This window comes from Kribbella sp. NPDC005582 (genome assembly GCF_040605415.1).
GTDB lineage: Bacteria > Actinomycetota > Actinomycetes > Propionibacteriales > Kribbellaceae > Kribbella.
Genome location: NZ_JBEXCU010000002.1, coordinates 1,263,319 through 1,281,514, shown reverse-complemented (window position 1 = coordinate 1,281,514; position 18,196 = coordinate 1,263,319). Strand labels below are relative to the sequence as shown.

At 65.4% G+C, this 18,196-nt stretch carries 17 protein-coding genes and 1 tRNA gene; 8 read left to right on the top strand and 10 right to left on the bottom strand.

The annotated features are described in order from the left end of the window. Positions 1-329: 329 nt before the first annotated feature. Entirely contained in the window at positions 330-797 is a 468-nt protein-coding gene (locus ABZS29_RS17680) for a hypothetical protein (protein ID WP_355463051.1), read from the bottom strand. 385 nt (positions 798-1,182) lie between these two features. On the opposite strand from ABZS29_RS17680, the gene ABZS29_RS17675 reads away from it, so the two are divergent. From ABZS29_RS17675 to ABZS29_RS17665, 3 genes are all read left to right on the top strand, one after another. Beyond that, on the top strand, positions 1,183-1,362 hold the full coding sequence (locus ABZS29_RS17675) for a hypothetical protein (protein WP_355463049.1): 180 nt from the start codon (positions 1,183-1,185) through the stop codon (positions 1,360-1,362). Positions 1,363-1,527: 165 nt separating this feature from the next. Next, positions 1,528-2,004, top strand: a complete 477-nt coding sequence (locus ABZS29_RS17670; protein WP_355463047.1) for a hypothetical protein — start codon at positions 1,528-1,530, stop codon at positions 2,002-2,004. 125 nt (positions 2,005-2,129) lie between these two features. Beyond that, complete coding sequence (locus tag ABZS29_RS17665; RefSeq protein WP_355463045.1) at positions 2,130-3,041, top strand: hypothetical protein; 912 nt, start codon at positions 2,130-2,132, stop codon at positions 3,039-3,041. A 92-nt stretch (positions 3,042-3,133) separates the two neighbouring features. Here the strand turns inward: ABZS29_RS17665 and ABZS29_RS17660 are convergent, their stop codons facing one another. The 4 genes from ABZS29_RS17660 to tenA all read right to left on the bottom strand — a co-directional run bounded on the left by ABZS29_RS17660 (position 3,134) and on the right by tenA (position 7,141). Beyond that, positions 3,134-4,570, bottom strand: a complete 1,437-nt coding sequence (locus tag ABZS29_RS17660; RefSeq protein ID WP_355463043.1) for a tyrosine-type recombinase/integrase — start codon at positions 4,568-4,570, stop codon at positions 3,134-3,136. Between the two features lie 220 nt (positions 4,571-4,790). Next, positions 4,791-4,863, bottom strand: a tRNA-Lys gene (locus tag ABZS29_RS17655). Positions 4,864-4,933: 70 nt separating this feature from the next. Beyond that, positions 4,934-6,478 (bottom strand): NAD(P)/FAD-dependent oxidoreductase, encoded by a 1,545-nt coding sequence (locus ABZS29_RS17650; protein ID WP_355463041.1) that lies wholly within the window; start codon positions 6,476-6,478, stop codon positions 4,934-4,936. Positions 6,479-6,481: 3 nt separating this feature from the next. Continuing rightward, positions 6,482-7,141: a thiaminase II gene (gene tenA, locus ABZS29_RS17645; protein WP_355463039.1), complete on the bottom strand. Its 660-nt coding sequence runs from the start codon at positions 7,139-7,141 to the stop codon at positions 6,482-6,484. Between the two features lie 15 nt (positions 7,142-7,156). On the opposite strand from tenA, the gene ABZS29_RS17640 reads away from it, so the two are divergent. After that, positions 7,157-8,860, top strand: a complete 1,704-nt coding sequence (locus ABZS29_RS17640) for an aminotransferase class V-fold PLP-dependent enzyme (RefSeq protein ID WP_355463037.1) — start codon at positions 7,157-7,159, stop codon at positions 8,858-8,860. A 10-nt stretch (positions 8,861-8,870) separates the two neighbouring features. Here the strand turns inward: ABZS29_RS17640 and ABZS29_RS17635 are convergent, their stop codons facing one another. From ABZS29_RS17635 to ABZS29_RS17625, 3 genes are all read right to left on the bottom strand, one after another. Continuing rightward, positions 8,871-9,632, bottom strand: coding sequence for a hypothetical protein (locus ABZS29_RS17635; protein WP_355463035.1), 762 nt, complete (start codon positions 9,630-9,632; stop codon positions 8,871-8,873). Between the two features lie 12 nt (positions 9,633-9,644). Continuing rightward, the gene (locus ABZS29_RS17630) at positions 9,645-10,133 is read right to left on the bottom strand and encodes a SigE family RNA polymerase sigma factor (RefSeq protein WP_355463033.1); all 489 of its coding nucleotides are present in this window, start codon (positions 10,131-10,133) and stop codon (positions 9,645-9,647) included. Between the two features lie 189 nt (positions 10,134-10,322). Further along, entirely contained in the window at positions 10,323-10,886 is a 564-nt protein-coding gene (locus ABZS29_RS17625) for a TetR/AcrR family transcriptional regulator C-terminal ligand-binding domain-containing protein (protein WP_355463031.1), read from the bottom strand. Between the two features lie 122 nt (positions 10,887-11,008). On the opposite strand from ABZS29_RS17625, the gene ABZS29_RS17620 reads away from it, so the two are divergent. Then, on the top strand, positions 11,009-11,728 hold the full coding sequence (locus tag ABZS29_RS17620) for an MBL fold metallo-hydrolase (RefSeq protein WP_355463029.1): 720 nt from the start codon (positions 11,009-11,011) through the stop codon (positions 11,726-11,728). Positions 11,729-12,833: 1,105 nt separating this feature from the next. Here the strand turns inward: ABZS29_RS17620 and ABZS29_RS17615 are convergent. Next, entirely contained in the window at positions 12,834-12,962 is a 129-nt protein-coding gene (locus ABZS29_RS17615) for a hypothetical protein (protein WP_355463027.1), read from the bottom strand. A gap of 252 nt (positions 12,963-13,214) precedes the next feature. On the opposite strand from ABZS29_RS17615, the gene ABZS29_RS17610 reads away from it, so the two are divergent. After that, the gene (locus ABZS29_RS17610; RefSeq protein WP_355463025.1) at positions 13,215-14,069 is read left to right on the top strand and encodes a cytochrome P450; all 855 of its coding nucleotides are present in this window, start codon (positions 13,215-13,217) and stop codon (positions 14,067-14,069) included. Between the two features lie 657 nt (positions 14,070-14,726). On the opposite strand, the gene ABZS29_RS17605 is transcribed toward ABZS29_RS17610, so the two are convergent. Beyond that, on the bottom strand, positions 14,727-16,157 hold the full coding sequence (locus tag ABZS29_RS17605) for a condensation domain-containing protein (protein WP_355463023.1): 1,431 nt from the start codon (positions 16,155-16,157) through the stop codon (positions 14,727-14,729). A 752-nt stretch (positions 16,158-16,909) separates the two neighbouring features. Here ABZS29_RS17605 and ABZS29_RS17600 point away from each other — a divergent pair. After that, positions 16,910-17,824 carry a GNAT family N-acetyltransferase gene (locus ABZS29_RS17600; protein WP_355463022.1) on the top strand — a complete coding sequence of 305 codons (915 nt, stop codon included), beginning with the start codon at positions 16,910-16,912 and terminating at the stop codon, positions 17,822-17,824. Positions 17,825-17,838: 14 nt separating this feature from the next. Then, complete coding sequence (locus tag ABZS29_RS17595; protein WP_355463020.1) at positions 17,839-18,063, top strand: phosphopantetheine-binding protein; 225 nt, start codon at positions 17,839-17,841, stop codon at positions 18,061-18,063. Positions 18,064-18,196 lie beyond the last annotated feature (133 nt).

The window sequence follows — 18,196 nt, the reverse complement described above, 5'->3', positions numbered from 1 at the left end:
TCCGTATGGTGCCAGCCCCGCCGGGCGGCGGTCCGTGGATTGACTGGTGCCGCTCGTTGTCGAGCGACGGGATCACCGCCATCTGGACCGCCCAAGACCCGCTGAGCCAGGTGCCGGCGCTACGATAGCCTGCGCGGCGGGAGTACCCGCAGGCGGGATCGGTTGTGTGCTGGGAGCCGGCGTCGACGAGTGGCCGGAACAATCGCCGGTACTGTCTCCGGCGTTGCCTGGGCGACGATTCGGACGATTCGAGAGTCGACGATTGAGCCATCGAAAAGGCATTGATTGAGGGTAGCTAGTGGCGTGCTATGCGGTCCCGCCAGTCGATTTCAGCGACCTAAAGCGCTGCGAAGTTCTGCTGTCTTCGTTTTGAACTCGCGACTGAATTTCTGCTCGGCTGCTTTCGTTCTGACGAGGTACCAACCTTCATCGCTCTCGAACATCGAAGCAACGGTAGCGCCGTCCGCCTCGTCGCCCAGGGTTAGCTCTAAAGTCATCGGCAGGATGCTGTCATCTGCGAGAAATCCCCACATCCGAAAATGGGACCGCGAACCGAACTTTGCCTTCAGGGTCAATTCGGATTCCTCGTGTACCTGGCCATGATGATCCCGAATAAATTCCAGGCAAACTGACCGAGCTTCGCTTAGAGGCAGTTCAGTCTGCCACTCGTCCTTGGCTTGGTATGCTCCCACAAGTCTTAGCCTATACCATTCTCGGTGCCATGCCTCGCAGACCTCGGTGGGGAATTTATCAAGGCTTGAAGATCGGGTGACGAAAAAGATTTTGAGCACGGGCACTAAAAGCTCCCGACTTCTTCGTTCCCGCGACCGCCACAAAGTACGACAGGATGAAACATGCGCACTTGGCTTGTCGGCGTGAGCGCCGGCCTTCTGTACGGCGTCTTGTTCGGTCTTGGCGCGCGCTATCTCACGTCGGGAAGCTGGACCGAGGCCGTGGTCGCCGGAGCGGTAACCGCATCGTCGTTCGGCATCGGGATGGCCCTCATCTCCCGGCGGTCGGAACGCGTGCTGTCCTCTGGACGGCAACCTCACCCGGAAACAACGCCAAGCCGTTTGGCGTACCTCTCGCCGAGGCCTGGTCCCTGCCGACCCAGCGCTGCGGGCAGCCGCGCTGGCCGCCGCTCGCCATCAACTGGAACGCGTCCGTTCTCGTTGGTTTCGTGTGACGGTCGTCGTTGGGCCGATCTTCCTGGTCCTGAGCTCAGCGCTGACCTTGCTCGATGGCGACCGCGAGTGGTGGACAGTGGTCCTGCGTCTCGGCGGCGCCGCCTTGCTCATCTGGGCCGGCTTCGAACCTCGTCGCCTCCGCCGCCGCGTCGCGGTCTTGTCGGCCAACGACTGACCACGTCAGAGGCAGATCGGCAGCGGAAGCCGACGTGCTCCATCGAGGTCCGCCAAGATCCTCGACATCGTCGAAGGGGCTGAACAGATCGAGTCGTCGACCTGAGGATCGTTAGGGATACTTCTGCTGAGTTGAGACGGGCGGGAAAGCGTCCACCGATGTTGGATGTCTCTCGCAGGCGGCCAGTATAGGGGGCTCTTGACGATGGATCTTCGTGTTATCGACGCCGTTTGGTATTCCAGGACAGCCTCCAGTGACGATGGCGGCTTTACGCCGGGCTGGTGGGATGACCACGGTGACCTCGGCATGGGCGAGCAGGTGAACTTCTCAGTCCTCGATGCCGACGACAGCGAAGTTGCTCGCGTCCAACTCGATGTCAAGTCGGACTGGGGGAGTGGATACGGAGTATCGGTGCCGGCCGAGGGCTTCGTCGAGGTCTACAAGATCGACGTGCGCGAAGATCGTCAGCGTCGAGGTCTCGGGACTGCGGTGCTAAGGCTGGTCAAAGCGCAGTATCCAGGACGGGTCTTCATTGCGTTCTCGGAGGATGCAGACGAGTTCTGGAGGGCGGTGGGCTGGCGGGAGTACGCGCACCCGAAAGAGCCAAGAAGTCGGCACCTCTTCGTGGCAAGGCAGGAGTGAGCGTCGAATGATGCGGGCCATAGCTGGCCGATCGTCAACTGTGAGGCGTCCGGAACGAGTCCGGTGGTCGTCTTGGTTCTCCAATCTCGATGGTGTGGCGTCGGGGCAGTGGGTAGCGTGCCATTGTGCGAAAGCCCGCTGGTTTCGAAGATCTCCGTGACGATCTGCTGACGGTCGCCAATCTCGCGGCCTACTACGCCGAGCACAGCTCCAGATTCCAGCCCAGTTCGAGGGCCGGGCTTGACGCCGCGGAATCGCAGTATGCGTTTACCTACATCTCGAGACCCGGGCTGGAGCTGACGTTGATGGCTGGGCGGTGTCTGGCACTGGCAGGTGAAATGGCGCGGGGTGTTGCGCACCTGCTGGCTGCGGAGGGCACGCTGTACAGTCCGATCGCCTTGATTCGGCCGGTGATGGTCTCTGCGAGTCGGTGCATCTGTCTAACTGATGGCACGGTCGATACGCGCGAGCGTGTGCGACGGTGGGCGAACTTTTCCATCGAATCTGCCGTGGAGCAGGCGAATCTGTATCCGGAGGGTTCAGAGGCGCGTGCGAGCGCGGTTGCGCGGATTGAGCGGTTTCGTGAGATGGAGACATCCATTGGTCATCCGTTTGCGAAGCGATCGAAGCCCTATGCAGGGCTTGCTCAGGGGTACGGCTTCGGTGTCGCCGAGAGCGAGATCAAGATGGTCAAGCGCCTGATCGAGCAGGAGATTCAGCCTGGTGGGGTTGACGTCAACCAGATGATGTATCGCCTTGCTTCATCGCTCATTCACGGCCTCGAGTACGGGCCGATCATGCACATAGCACGCGAGACGGCGGTTGAGACGGTATCGGATCCGTCCGTTCTGAGTGCGCAGGCAGGGATGACCCTGCCTAATGCGGCGATCTGGTTCACGTCGGTGCTGCTTGCCGTGCAGGAGGCAACAGCGAGCCTGCTGACTCACCAGGGGCGGTCGACTCACAAGCTTGCGCAGGAGATTCAGCCGATACTCGTTGGCTGGCGGGCAATCTATCCGCGGACCGGCAGTGCCTAGGGACTGCGGATACGCAGGCCACATCGCGCCATCGCAGCTATGGGGAACCCGCTCATGACTGGTGCGACACCCAGGATGCAGGCCGCGGTTAGCTAACCCATGTCGAGGTCGCCAAAGGCGTCGTCGAGGGCTTCGGCTGCGGCTGGGTTGGCTACTTTGCGGCCCATGTAGACGTCTTGGGTGATGGAGATTTTGGTTTGGCCTAGTTGGTCGGCTACTTGGCGGGCGGTGTGGCCGGCTGCGTCGAGGGCGGTGGCGGTGGTTTTGCGGAGGGCGTGGGAGCGGATCCAGGAGAGTCGGTCGGAGTCGGCGGGTTGGGTGGCTGCTTCGAGTTGGGTGACTAGGTCGGAGGAGTCGGCGAGGGTGAGGCCGTAGGCGGCGATGAGTTCGGTGACTAGGTCGGTGGTGGGTTTGATGCGGCCGGTTTCGATGAGTTCGACTCGGTGTTGTGGCCAGCCGATCTTGGTGGCGACGTCTTTGCGGGTTTGTTTGGTGGTGCGGCGGAGGGCTCGGAGGGTGAGGCCTAGGTTGCGGCGGGCGGTGCTGCCGATGGGAGAGAGGGCGGTGCGAAGGTGGCGGCGGGTGTTGGAGGGGTCTCGGAAGTTGCCGGTGGTGTCGGGGAAGACGGGGTCGTCGAGGCGGAAGCCGGTGGCTTGGCGGGCGCGGAGGATGGCGATGAGCCAGTGGGGGAGGGGGAGTAGGCGTTGGCCGGCGGTTGACTTGGTGGTTTTGCGGATGAGGCCTTGGCCGCGGACTCGGGCGATGGTGTGGGTGATTTCGACGGTGCCGGCTTCGAGGTCTACTTGGGACCAGGTGACGGCGAGGGCTTCGCCGATGCGGACGCCGGTGCCGAGCATGAAGGCGACGAGGTCGGGGAGGTCGGCGTCGACGGCGCGTGGGTCGGCGGCGAGGCTTTTGCGGAGGAGGGTTACTTCTTCGGCGGTGAGGGCTCGGGGTGGGTTCTTGGGGGCGGCTTCGATGGCTTCGATCTCGCGCATTGGGTTGACGGTGATGGCGTTGTAGCGGACGGCGAGGCTCATTGCGCCGGAGATGATGGCGCGGGCGGTCTTGGCGGTGGAGGCGCCGGCGTTCTCGGTGATCTTGGAGATGACTTTGTCGAGCCGTTGAGTGGTGGCCTCACCGATGCGGAGCCCGGCGATTGCGGGTCGGATGTGAAGACGAGTGACGCGCTGGTAGGTGTCGTAGGAGGTTGGTGAGCGAGTGCCGGCCGCGACCAGCTTCGTGAACTTCTCCTCCCAGAGGTCGAGTAGCTTGCCGATCTTGTCCATGGCGGTGAGCTCGCCAGCCTGGCTGACCTTGGCGCGGTCTCTCAGTTTGACGAGGAGGGCCTGCTCCGCGGCAGTCTTGTTCCGCCCGGTGGCTGAGACGTCTCGGACGTGGCCGTCGTGGTCGTGGAAGTTAGCTTTCGCGAGGTACTGGGTCGCCTTGCCCTTGGCGTCGGTCTTCAGTACCCGGGACGAGATTTTGCCCCAGGAGCCGATTGGCAACGGTGGTCGTCCGGATCCCATCTCAAGCCTCCAGTCCATGTCGCAACTGGCTGCTCAACGGATGTCGGGTGCATGAATCCGAGATCGGGGCAAGGATGCGAAGTGATGTGATCTGACGCACAGTCACGATCACGTAAAGCTGGACCAGGTGAGCTCTGGGGATATGAGGTGCATAAGAGGTGCACGGAGACACACGAAGGCCCGGTGCAGATTGCGATGTCTGCCCGGGCCTCGGTGTTTGTGCGCCGCCAGGGACTCGAACCCCGAACCCGCTGATTAAGAGTCAGCTGCTCTGCCAATTGAGCTAGCGGCGCATGTTCTTTTGTGGTGGTGCTTGCGAACGAAGAGGAGCTTAGCAGGGGATTTGGGGAGATGTGAAATCGGTTAGCGGGAGAGGATTGTCATGGCGGCGTTGTGGCCGCCGAGGCCGGAGACGGCGCCGCCTCGGCGGGCGCCGGAGCCGCAGATGAGGAGGTTGGCGGTGTCGGTTTCGGTGCCCCAGCGGCCGACGGTGGTGGGGTCGGTGGACCAGGGCCATTGGAGGTCGCCGTGGAAGATGTGGCCGCCGGGCATGCCGACGGATTCTTCGATGTCGTACGGCGTTTTGGCCTCGATGCAGGGGTTGCCGTCGGCGTCGGTGGCGATGCAGCCGGCGAGGGGTTCGGCGAGGTAGGCGTCGAGGCCGGCCAGGGTACGGCGGGTGGCTTCGGCGCGGGCGGATTCGTTGTCGGAGGCAAACAAACGGGCGGGGAAGTGGACGCCGAAGACGGTCAGGGTGTGGTGGCCGGAGGCAATCAGCTCGGGGGAGAGGATGGAGGGGTCGGTGAGGGAGTGGCAGTACACCTCCGACGGCGGTACGGCGGGGAGCGTGCCGGCGGCCGCGGTGCGGTAGGCGGTCTCGAGTTGGGTGTAGTCCTCGTCGATGTGGAAGGTGCCGGCGAAGGCGCGGGTGGGGTCGTCACCGGAGCGGAGGGCGGGGAGGCGGGACAGCAGCAGGTTGATCTTGAGCTGCGAACCTTCGGGCTTCGCCGCAACTTCACGGCCACGCAGTGTGTCCAAAGTGGCCGGGGCGACGTTGGACAGAACGTAGGAGCAGTCGACGGAGCGCTCTCCGTCGCCGCCGAGCCAGGTGACCGAGCCGCGGACGCCGTCGACCTCGATCGACGTCACGGAGGCGTTGGTGACGAGTGAGGCGCCGGCGCGGCGGGCTGCGAACGCCAGGGCGTCGGTGACTGCGCCCATGCCGCCGACGGGCACTCGCCACTCGCCGGTGCCGTTGCCGATCAGGTGGTAGAGGAAGCAGCGGTTCTGGATCAGGGACGGGTCGTGCAGTCCGGCGAAGGTGCCGATCACCGCGTCGGTCGCCACGACGCCACGGACGGTGTCGTCGGCGAAGCGTCGCTCGACGGACTCACCGAGGGGGCGTTCGATCAACTCGTCCCAGAGCGCAGGGTCGACTCGGGAGCGCAGCGTCTCGGCGGACTGCAGCGGTTCGAGCAGAGTCGGCGCGATGACCGAGGCCAGTGAGCCCACAGCGCCGTAGAAGGCCGTCCAGGCGTCGTACTCGGCGTCACTGCCGGTGAGCCGAGCGAACGACTCCCGGGTCGCCGCACCCTCCGGGCGCTCCACCATGAGGCCCAGGTCGCGACCAGAGCGACGTACCGGCGTGTACGACGCCACTGCGCGCGACCGGAGCTGCAACGCCAGCCCCAGGTCGGCCACGATCTTGTCCGGCAGCAGGCTGACCAGATACGAATACCGCGACAGCCGGGCGTCCACACCGGGGAACACCTGCTGGCTGACCGCCGCACCGCCGGTGTGGGGCTGCTGCTCGAGCACCAGCGTGGACAGTCCGGCCTGCGCCAGGTAGGTGGCGGCGACGAGGCCGTTGTGCCCGCCGCCGACGATCACGACGTCGTAGAAGTCCATCTGTCAGACCGGCCAATCGAGCTTGGTGTACGCGGCGTCCCAGAACATCCACTCGTAGCGACACGTGGTCGCGAAGTGCTGGTGACAACGCTCCCGCTCAGACGCCCCCACGTCTAGGCCGTCGGTCACAGCGAGCACTGACTCGACCACTGCATTGAACTCGTCAGAACCGTAGGTCTCGATCCACTGCCGGTAGACCGGGTCCGGCGACGACCGCTTCAGCAGCTCACGCCCCACGTCCCGGTAGATCCAGTAGCAAGGCAGTACGGCGGCCACGGCCTCGGCGTACGTGCCAGTGGCGCAGACTGCCGTCAGATACGACATGTACGCCGTTGTGGTCGGCTTGGACCCCGCAGCCTCGACATCGGCGGTGGTGAGCCCCAGCGAACCCAGCAGCGAGCTGTGCAGCTCCCGCTCGACAGCAATGGCGTTGGCCGCGTGCAGTGCGAACATGCTGACCGCATCCTCGTCCGTCGCTCGCGCAGAGACCAGGCTGAGGGCGCGCGAGTACGCGCGCAGGTAGTGACTGTCCTGGACGATGAAGTAGCGGAACGCGTCGTGATCCAGCGTCCCGTCGGTCAGCCCGGTGATGAACGGATGTCGGACAATCTGCTCGTAGACAGCGGCTCCGCCGCGATTCCAGAGCTCACCGGAAAATGTCATGCCATGATCCTTACCATGAACGTCGACGGGGCGCCGCCGGAGTCGCCGCTACTGCGGCGGATCCGTGCTTCGGTGATCGGGGACGACCAGGTGATGCCGGGGCCGTACGGGCCGCGGCGGGTCACGTACGCCGACTACACGGCGTCCGGGCGAGCGCTCAGCTTCCTCGAGGACTTCATCCGCGAGGAGGTCCTGCCGCGGTACGCGAACACGCACACGGAGTCGAGCGGCACCGGTTTGCAGACCACGCGGCTGCGCGAGGACGCGCGCCGGATCATCCACGAGAGCGTCGGCGGCGACGACGAGACCGCGCTGATCTTCTGCGGGTCCGGTGCGACCGGGGCGATCGACAAACTGGTCGGTGTCCTTGGGCTGCGAGTGCCGGCCCAGCTCGATGACGAGCATCACCTGAGCGACCACATCCCCGCCGAGCAGCGGCCGGTCGTCTTCATCGGGCCCTACGAGCACCACTCCAACGAACTGCCCTGGCGGGAGTCGATCGCCGACGTGGTGACGATCAGGCAGGACGCCGACGGGCACATCGACATCCCGCAGCTCGAGGCGCGCCTCATCGAGTACGCCGATCGTCCGCTCAAGATCGGCTCGTTCTCGGCCGCGAGCAACGTCACCGGCATCGTCAGCAACACGCACCGGGTGTCCGCGCTGCTGCATCGCCACGGGGCGTTGTCGTTCTGGGACTTCGCTGCGGCCGCGCCGTACGTCGAGATCGACATGTACGGCGGTCGCGACGAGGATCCGTTGTCGTACAAGGACGCCATCTTCCTCAGTCCGCACAAGCTGATCGGCGGACCGGGCACCCCGGGCGTGCTGGTGGCTCGGCGGGAGCTGCTGCGGAACCGCGTGCCCGACGTGCCGGGTGGTGGCACGGTCGCCTTCGTGAACCCGACCGCCCACCGTTATCTGGACGATCCGGTGCATCGCGAGGAGGGCGGGACGCCGGACATCATCGGGTCGATCCGGGCCGGCCTCGCGTTCCAGCTGAAGCAGGCGGTCGGGATCGAGGTGATCCGGGCGCACGAGGATTCGTACCTGCGGCGCGCGGTCGAGGCCTGGCGCGGCGAACCGAACATCGAGATCCTCGGCAACCTGGACTCCGAGCGGCTGTCGATCGTGTCGTTCGTGGTCAAGGCGCCGTCCGGCCGCTACCTGCACCACAACTACGTGGTCGCGTTGCTGAACGACCTGTTCGGCATCCAGTCCCGCGGCGGCTGTTCCTGTGCGGGCCCGTACGGGCATTCGCTGCTGGGCATCGACCTGGCGCGGTCGGCCGAGTTCGCCGAGGAGATCCTGCACGGCTGCGAGGGCATCAAACCCGGCTGGGTGCGGGTCAACTTCAACTACTTCATCTCCGAGGCCGTCTTCTCGTACGTCGTGGAAGCGGTCAAGCTGGTCGCCGAGGGCGGCGCGCGGTTGCTCGGCGACTACCGGTTCAACCCCACGAACGGCCTGTGGCGGCACCACCGTGGACCGGTGGAGCCGCCGATGCGGCTGTCCGCTGTCGGCTACGACGCCGACGGCAAGCTCCGCTACCCGCGGCACGACCACACCGCGCCGGAGTCGGCGCTCCAGGACTACCTGGCCGAGGCCCGCGAACTGCTCTCGACCAGCCAGGACCGCAACGCCGACACCGAGGGCTCGGTCAACTCCGACTTCGACCACCTGCGCTGGTTCGACCTGCCGTCGCGGTGCCTGACCTGAGCCGGGTCTGCTACTTGGAGGCCTTGACCGGGTACTTCCACTGCTTGCTCCCGGCCAGCTCGGTCAGCTGCGCAACGGTCAGGATCGGCTTGGCGCGGGTCGGCTTGCTGTCCTTCTCGCTGACCGCGTTGTAGCTGGTCAGTCCGATGAACCGGCCGTCCTTCCAGGTGATCTCGACGAAGTTCGACAGCACCCCGTCGCGCTCATGACCGAGCTGCTGTGACCTGATCGTGGAACCGTCCGGCCGCTTCGTGCAGCCGGGGACGCCCTTGCAGGTCGGAGGCCCGGGGAGCAGCATCCGCTGGGTCAGCACCTGCACTTGCGACTTCCCCTTGCCGTCGTCGACCACCGTCGCTGCGGCCAAGAACCCTTCGTCCTCGCTGCCCCACGACTCGGGCGCGCTCAGTGTCCGCCCAGGCCCCTTCAGTAGCGACTGCAGGGTCTTCAACATCGGGCCCCCGGGCTTCGGCTTCTTCGTCGGATCAGCCGATGGCAGACCGGACGGAGCACTCGTCGGCTTGGAGGCCACCGGCGGACCGGCGACCAGCGGCTGGGAGCCACCACGCTGGTCGAAGTGCTGCACCCCGGCCACGACCAGCCCCATCGTCACCAGTACGGCGCCTCCCGCGGCCACGCCGGCCACCGCGCTCCGGCGGCGGCGCAGCCGAACGCCCTGCGCCATGCTGCGCTCCACCAGATCGACCGACTCCGGCTCGAGCCCGTCAGTGGCCCGTGTCATCAGCTCGGGCAGCTGATCATCAAGCTTGTTCACAACTTCTCCTCTTCACTGAGCGATCAACTGCGCGACGTCGTTCCCGAGCACTGCCCGCAACCGTTCCAGCGCTCGCGCCGTCCGCGTGGTGATCGCACTCGGCTTCTTCCCAAGATCCAGCGCCACCTGCTCGACGCTGCGATCTTCGAAGTACCGCAGCACCAACACGGCGCGATCGAGTGGAGCCAGCTCACTCAGCGCTCCCTGCAAGGCCACCCGCAGGTCGACATCGACCCCAGGCCCAGACGTCTCAGGCACAACCGACGTAGGCCGCTCCGACCAGCTCCGCCGCCGCCGCTGCGAAACGAACGTCCGCACCAGCGCGGTCCGCGCATAAGCCTCCGGCGTATCGACCCGCCCCCACACCTTCAGCATGTTCGCCAAGGTCTCCTGCACCAGGTCCTCGGCATGATGCCGATCCCCGCACAACAACCATGCGGTCCGGTACAACGGACCCACCCGAGCCCGAGCGAACTCCTCGAACTCCGCAATCCCCTTCATCCACCCTCCAGCGCTAGGCCCACACCCCCTAGACGCACCCACCGCAGGATTAGGTCACACCCCTGGCAAGATGATGTCTGTGAATGGAAGCTCCTGGTTCGCCTACGCCGTCGTCGTGGCCGTCACCTTCGCAGTGGGTCTGCTGGCCTTCGTCACCTGGATCATGACCCTGGTCTTCTGATCCTGTCGTCAGCCCAGTACGTCGGCGATCACGGTGTCGACGTACGCGTAGGTGAGCGGCTTGCGGTTGACGAGCCGACGCAGGTACAGCGGCGCCCAGAGCGCCTCGACGAGCCGCTCGTCGGTCGGTTCGGGGCCTAGTTCTCCGCGAGCTCTGGCACGCGCGAAGACTGGCCGGAGGTTCGCCACACCACGCTCCCAGTGCCGCTGGCTCATCTCTGCCAGCGCCGGCGAGTGGTCCGACTCGGCGACCAGGACCCTCGAGATCGCGGCGCCGTACGGATCCTTGAACAGGCGGACCGAGGACCGCATCACCGTCCGCAGGTCGCCCACCAATGAGCCGGTGTCGGGGACCGGAACCTCCCGTACGGCGAGCTCCTCCGCCACCTCCGCGAAAAGCGTCTCCAGGGTCGCCCAGCGGCGATAGACGCTCGTCTTGTGAACCCCGGCGCGGGCAGCGACCGACTCGATCCCGATCCGGCCGTACGGCTTCTCGACCAGTTCGTCCAGCAAAGCCTGATGTACGGCGGCCTTGACCCGGGCGCTGCGGCCGCCCGGCCGGCTGGAGTTCATCCCGCCCCCAATCGCTGGTCCATCCTTAACGCACCACATCGTTGCATTTCGGGCGACCCGATGCAATCATCCTTAACGCAACAGGTCGTTGCGTCTAGGACGAGTGAGGGAGAGTGGGGCGGATGCGGATCGCACCCGGGCTGCACAGGATCGGCAGCGACATCGTGAACAGCTATCTGGTCGTGGACGACGAGGGCATCACCGTCATTGACGCCGGCCTGCCCGGCTACTGGCGGATGCTGACCGCCGAACTCGCCGCCATCGGCCGCAGTTTCGCCGACATCAAGGCGCTCGTGCTCACCCACGGCGACACCGACCACATCGGCTTCGCGGCCCGCCTGCACCGCGAACACGGCGTACCGGTCTATGTGCACCAGGACGACATGGACCGCGCCAGCCTCGAGGTCCGCAAACCCAACTCAGGCTGGGGCCCCGTGAAGGTCGTCCCACTGACGAAGTTCCTCTGGTACTCCGCCCGCCACGGCGGCCTCAAGATCCCACCCGTCACCGAGGTAACCCCGATCACCCACGACCAGGTCCTGGACGCCCCCGGCTCACCCCGCATCATCCACACCCCCGGCCACACCCCAGGCAGCATCACCATCCACGTCCCCGCCCTAGGCGCCCTCTTCGTAGGCGACGCCCTCACCACCCGCAACGTCCTCACCGGCGCCGAAGGCCCCACCCCCGCCCCCTTCACCCTCAACCCCACCCAAGCCCAACAATCCCTCCACCGCCTGGCCCACCTGGACGCCCCGTACGTCCTCCCCGGCCACGGCCCCACCTGGACCAAGGGCATCCCCAACGCCCTCACCCAACTCCAAACCACAACCAACCACTAGCCGACCGCGCCCCCGCCCCTAGTCGCAACAACCTGCAAACTCCGGCAACTGCAATGACGTCGGCGGTGTGACCCCGGTATCTTCAGGCTCCGCCCGCCGACGTTGGAGACCCCATGCCGGTGAGCCCAGCCAAAGCCAGAAGCAATCAAGACGACCCCAGCCCCAGCAGCCGAGCGAAGCGAAGGCGCACAAAATGCCGAGGCGACCCGGTCCGCGCTTTCCGCGGACACGAGTCGCCATCGCCGAGGGTGAGTGACGGGACTTGAACCCGCGACCACCTGGACCACAACCAGGTGAGTGGCGTGCAGAACGTGACGGCTTGGGCGCTGCAGTGCGGGCGTGTTGTGAGACGCTCGTGAGACATTCCGCGCGACAGTTGGGTAGTTCATCAGGTTCCAACGTGCTCGCGACTGCGCGCCGCACAACGCCCAACATGTTCGTGCGTGAGCGCGCCGAGGAGCCGCTGGCAGAGGTGATTCAAAGTTGGCCTGCAGCCTAGGAGCCCTCCCGAACTGAAACTACGACGCAGTACAACAAACTTCAGGCCGGCGAGCAGGAGAAGCTCGTTGCCAGCGGCCGGACGAACCTTGCGGCCTGCAACAAGGTGCAATTCAGTCGATCCGAATCACGTCTCCGAACTAACCTGGACCATTGAGAAAAACTTCACCCCGCTTCACACCACTGACTCGGTCCAGCCTGTCCCATCCCGCACATCGGTCGGAGGCACCGCCATGCTCACTCGACTCCTGTCGTCACCTCCTATGACGGCGGGGAGAGCCTGTTCTTCGAGTACTTGCGGTCCCACCCACTCGTGACGGAGTACTTCGATGCGGGAGGGCCGCGGTTTCGATGCCGACACCAACGCGGCCCTGAGTGACGCCGAGCGGTGCTTCGACGCCGTGGGGCCGAGGTGCCTCCTTCGGTACGGCGGAGCTCAGTCGGTGGATCTCAATGAACACCTTCCCGGCTTCCGGGCGATCGCACTCAGTTCACGTACGGGTATCCGTCCGGCCGAAGTTTCCTGTGAATGCACGGTCGACATCCGCCGTACCGGCGGCTTGCAATCGTATTTCCCCAACCTGAAGGGCTGACCGCCATGACGACGTCACTTCCGGCAGCCGACCGCAGTGAGCGGCCGGCGCAGATCGACCTGGTCGACCCGCAACTGTACGCGGTTGGTGACCCGTACGAGACGTGGCGCTGGCTGCGCCACCACGATCCTGTGCACTGGCACGAACCCTCCCGGGGCATGCCGGGATTCTGGGCTCTCACGAGCTACCACGACACAGTGTCCGTGCTGGCCAACACGGAAGACTTCAGCTCCGCTGAGGGGATCCTGCTTCGGCCGACGAGTCATGGGAAGGATCCCGGTGGCGGTCGCACCCTCGCCCTGACGGACCCGCCGCGACATCGCCAGCTTCGAGGCCTGGTCAAGGACTGGTTCAGCGAGCGCGCGGTCCGCCGGTTGAAGCCGACCATCCGCACGATGACGGCGGCCCTCCTTGAGGATGCGGCTGAGAAGGGGACCGTCGACTTCGTCAACGACGTCGCCGCGCGGCTCCCGCTGTACGTGATCTGTCACTTGATGGGGGTCCCGGACGAGGACCGCGAACACCTCTTCGAGATCACCAGCCGGGCATTCTGCTCTGAAGACGCCGACGACCGTCGTCTGTCCCACGCCCAGCTCATGGGGTACCTCGGCAAACTGATCGACAAGAGGCGCCGCGACCCAACCGACGACATCATCAGTGTCCTCGCCACTGCCGAGGTTGACGGCCGACGACTGCCTCAGCGTGATCTGCTCCTCACCTGTGACAATCTCTTCATCGGCGGTACGGAGAATGTGCGGATCGCGGGGTCGGGTGGATTCCTGCAGCTCCTCCGGAGCCCGGACCAGTGGCAAATGCTCCGCAGCGAGCCGGGTTTGCTTCCGACCGCGGTGGAGGAGGTGCTGCGGTGGACTTCGACACCGACGCACCTGCTTCGGACCACGCTGCGGGAGGTGCGGATCGGGCACCGCACCATCGGTGCCGGCGAGCGAGTGACGCTGTGGATACCGTCCGCCAACCGGGACGAGGCCGTGTTCGCGGCGCCGGACACGTTCGACATCCGCCGGACGCCGAATCGACACGTATCCCTCGGGACGGGCGAGCACTTCTGCATCGGCGGCATTCTCGCGCGCGCCGAGCTCCACATCCTCTATGCCGAGATCGCCGCACGCTTCGACAGGATTGTGCAGGCCGCAGAGCCGACCTTCCTCCCGTCCATCGTAGTGAACGGCCCGAAAACGTTGCCGGTCCACCTGGTGCCAGCGAAGAACAGGATATTGACCGCCGACTGACGGCACCGGCGACAGGTTGACGGCTCGTGTGCTCGGTCATCCCGACGCCACCGCGCCTAGCCGCCTATTCGCGCCATTGCGACGCCATGCGCCTCGTCGCAGTCCAACAACCCCAAGTCAACGTGGAGGAGAAATTCGTTGCCAGCGGCCCCAGACGAACCTTGTGGAGATAGCAGACGGGACCGCGGTGCTGAACTGAGGGATGCGGATCGACCACCTCCTGGACGAAATGGTTCTCAGCGTTCGGACAGCCATGACCGGTTCGTCACGCTGGGCCGTGTCTACACCTACCCCGGCGGGGCATCGTCGATCATGTACATCGAGAAGGTTGCCGGCGAGGAAGCCTGTCGGCTTGGCCAAGCGCGTGCACTGCCTGTGGCATCTGGCTCAAGGCACCCGGTGACCGCGTTAGCCGGTCTATGAGTAGGTCTAACGCCATGAGCCACCGATGCCCTACGTCGTCGGGAGCCTTCGGCGGAGACGCCGAACCCCCGCTGGGGTTCACGTTCCAGGAAACCCGGCTCGCGAGTTGAGTGGAGCTCCGAGGCACCTGAGCGTTCGCTCTGGGGCCAGTCGCGGCAACGCAATGGTTCGTGCCGCCAAGACCCGGCCCTGCAGATCCTCAGGTGGGACCCTGAGACGTGGCGTCCGCTCCTACTACTGTGCCGCCCGGGCAGTCGCCAGCACCGTTCGGCAGATCGATTCGAGGAAGGCTTCCTGGATCTGGGCCGGATAGGCATCGGCGGGTGAGAGGAGTTGCAGAGATAGGCGTCCCGGAATGTCGTTCACCCATAACGTCAACCCGCGCACGGTGCCCGTGGGCGGGACCGGGACATGAGCGACCTTCACGCCGGGCAGCACCAGCCCGCCGGCACGGGGGCGGTTGACGTTGACTACCAAGCTTGTCGGCCCTCTCGCCGAGCCCAGGTCGTACGGCCAGATCGCGCGCCGGACGTGCCACATGGACAACCTGCCGTCCTTCATCGACTGTGCGGTGGCGATCTGCGTCTGGCGGAGCAGGCTTCCCGTCGTGTCATCGGCACCTACGTGTACCGGAACGTAAATTCCCCCACTTGCCCAGGTGACCATGCGACCCTCAGCGCGGGTTCTCCGGTTGGCGAAGCTGGTGTAGATCGGTACCAGTCGGGGGCCCGATGCTTCCTTGAACGAGTACGCGGTGGCGGCAGCGAACACAGTGAACAACGTCGCCCGCTGCGTCCGCGCGTAGGCTCGCACGGCGTCTTCATCTGCTCGGGACAGGTACCTGGACGACTCACGCGGAGCGCCGCTGTCCAAGCCGGTCCATTGGGGGAGTGTCACCTCCAACACTGCCGGATCGTGACCGAGCCTCGCCTTCCAGCGGTCAACGAGGGTATCGGCCGCGGGGCTGATGGCGAAGGCCTGCTGCTCCTCAGCCCAATCGAGCGGATCCTTGGGATCGACCGATGACGCGCCCTCCCCAGCGCCCGTCGCCTCCAGGATGTTCCGCGAGATGTCGGCCATCAGATTCTCTATCGACCAGCCATCACAGATCAGATGCGTGATCACCAGGGAAAACCCGTAGAGCCGGTCGTCGAACCTGCGGAGGCTGAAGTCCGCCAGCGGCGACATCCCGTAGTGGAAACGCACCATAGAGCGATCCAGCGCCCAGGCCCGCAACCGGGCCTCGGCGGCCGGTCCTCTGACGTCCTCGAAGCTGACGGCAGCTCGCGCGCCCGGCTCCGTGCGCGAACCAGTCAGTCCGTCGACGCACTTGTATCGCGTACGGAGGATGGGATGCAGGTCGATGACCTGCTCGACCGCCTGCAGAAACGTGCGAACGTTCAGCTGACCCTCGATCAGGAAGGTGTGCGGGATCGTCGGCAGGTAGGCTGCAGGATTCTGCAGTACGTCGTGCTGCGAGACGGAGGGCCGTCGCCAGTTGGGCAGCTGGGTGGATAGCGGAGTTCCCCTCTCCCCTAGCGCTTCGTCGAGCATCAGCACGAGTTGGCGCAGGGAGCTGCCACGAACCACCGTAGTGGTCTGCACTGGTACGTCCAGCGCGCCGGTCAGGTGAACCGCCATCTTCTCCGCGACGTCGTTGTCCACCGTGGCCGCGAACGCAGCGTCCGGTTGCAGGACGCGTGCACCCGTCGCCAGCGACCAGGCTTCCTCAACTGCCGATCGCAGCGATGGACGTCCGCTCTCAGGTTCTTTCATGACTCCACTATCCGCCGTGGCCAGGGGAAATCAGGTGCGTGGGGCGGGGTTCGGCCGGATTTGCACCTTTTGACATCGGCGGCGGCCCCGAACTGGCTAGAAGCGGCATCCGTCATGACATAGTCTCCTCTCGGTGGTGGCCGCCCGGGGCGATCACGTCGGTTGCCAGAAACTCATGGGAAGGTCTTCCGAGAATGTCGTCGAGCGGTCATATCTATCGGCTTGTCTCGTCGAGTGTTCAAGCTGCCCGGCGAATCGGGAATCCGGATGAGCGACGCGAGTTCTTCCAGGCGCTGCAAGTCGGGCTGGCGGCAACCATCCAGCCGGACAGCCGCTCGGCCAGGAAGTCGGGTTGCTTCTCTGGCGCCGACCTGACCAGTTGTTTCCAACGCGCCAAATTTCTTTCGAAACCGCCCTGTCCGGCGCGAAGTAAAAGTCCGGCGAGTCATATTCTCTTTGGCCTGGATGTGGCGAGGCATATTGGCGTCACGTGTTCATCCGCAGATTTGGGACCGCACGTGTCTGGCAGCTGTACCTGCCCGGAATTGCCGCGTCACCCGAACGCATTGCGCCCGCTGGGTCAGCGCAATGCCGAGACCCTCGTTGCCGGCACCATCCGACTCGTCGGGGCCTGCTGACCGGTGCCCATCAACTACTCCTGGCATTTTCACAAGGATCCCGCTGTCTTCCTGAGCGACGCAGCACCCTACCTGGCAGCACATCCGGTCGAGGCGAATGTCATCGCTGTCGGTGCGCAACGATCGATCGGCAGAGGAGTCCTGGCCCAGGGCGACCACTGGCTCGCCTTGGCGCGGGACGGCGTCGGAGAGGTAGTGGGTGCAGCGATACGGATCTGGCCGGTCGAACCGAGGCCGGTGTTCCTCGCTCCCACCCCGCCTGAGGCGGCCGTGGAACTGGCCCGTGTCCTTCACCGGCGCGGTGAGCATCCGGGCGGCGCCAATGGGGCGCTGCCCGCTGCCCGAGCTTGCGCAGAGGAAGCGGCGCGTCTATGGGGCGGCACGGTGGTCGAAGCCATGGCGTCGCGAGTGTGGGAGCTCGGCAGCCTGAAGCCCCCGCGCGGCGTCGCCGGGCGGCTCCGGCCGGCCGGGCCCGACGACGCCGAGCTGTGCTTGGCCTGGTTCAACGACTTCGACTCTGCCGCCCGGCAGCAGACCGGCAGGACCCAGAACGGTGCCGCAGGGACAGGTCACAGCCTCCAGGAAATGCTTGACCGGATCGCCGATGGCCGGGTGTCGCTCTGGGAGAACGACGACAGCCTCGTTGTACATCTCACCGGGATCAACTGGCCGGCCTTCGGGGTCGGACGAATCGGCCCTGTCTACACCCCCACCGAACATCGTGGTCATGGCTACGCCGCCGCGGCGGTCGCGGCAGCATCGCAACTCGTCATCGACCAGGGTGGCCGCGTCTGTCTCTACACCGATACCGACAACCCGGTGTCCAATCGGATCTACGCACGGATCGGATTCGAGCCGCTGGGCGTAGCGGCTGACCACCTGATCAACGACGGCGAACCATCCGTCGAATCCCTCTGAAGTTAGGACTGTGGATGAGAATGCGAACAGTGGCGGTGGACACCTGGCGCGACGTGCTGCAGGTCGAGGCTGCTGACGAGTCCGACAACTTCTTCGAGTCCGGCGGTGACTCCATGCTCGCACTGGAGCTTCTGCAACGGCTCGAGACCGAGACGGGAATTGAGATCCCGGTCGAGACTCTCTTCGTCGACGGGACGCTCGGGGCGATCATCGGTGCCTTGGTGTCGCCGGAGCAATGACGGAACTGCACCAACTCCTGGATCGGCCCGTCCCAGGAATGCCGGCCGAGGGCGCACTCAGCTTTCACGTACGCTCGGGAGAGGCACTGCGTCAGGCAGGTTCTCTCAGGTCCTCGTCGTGCATCGCGACACC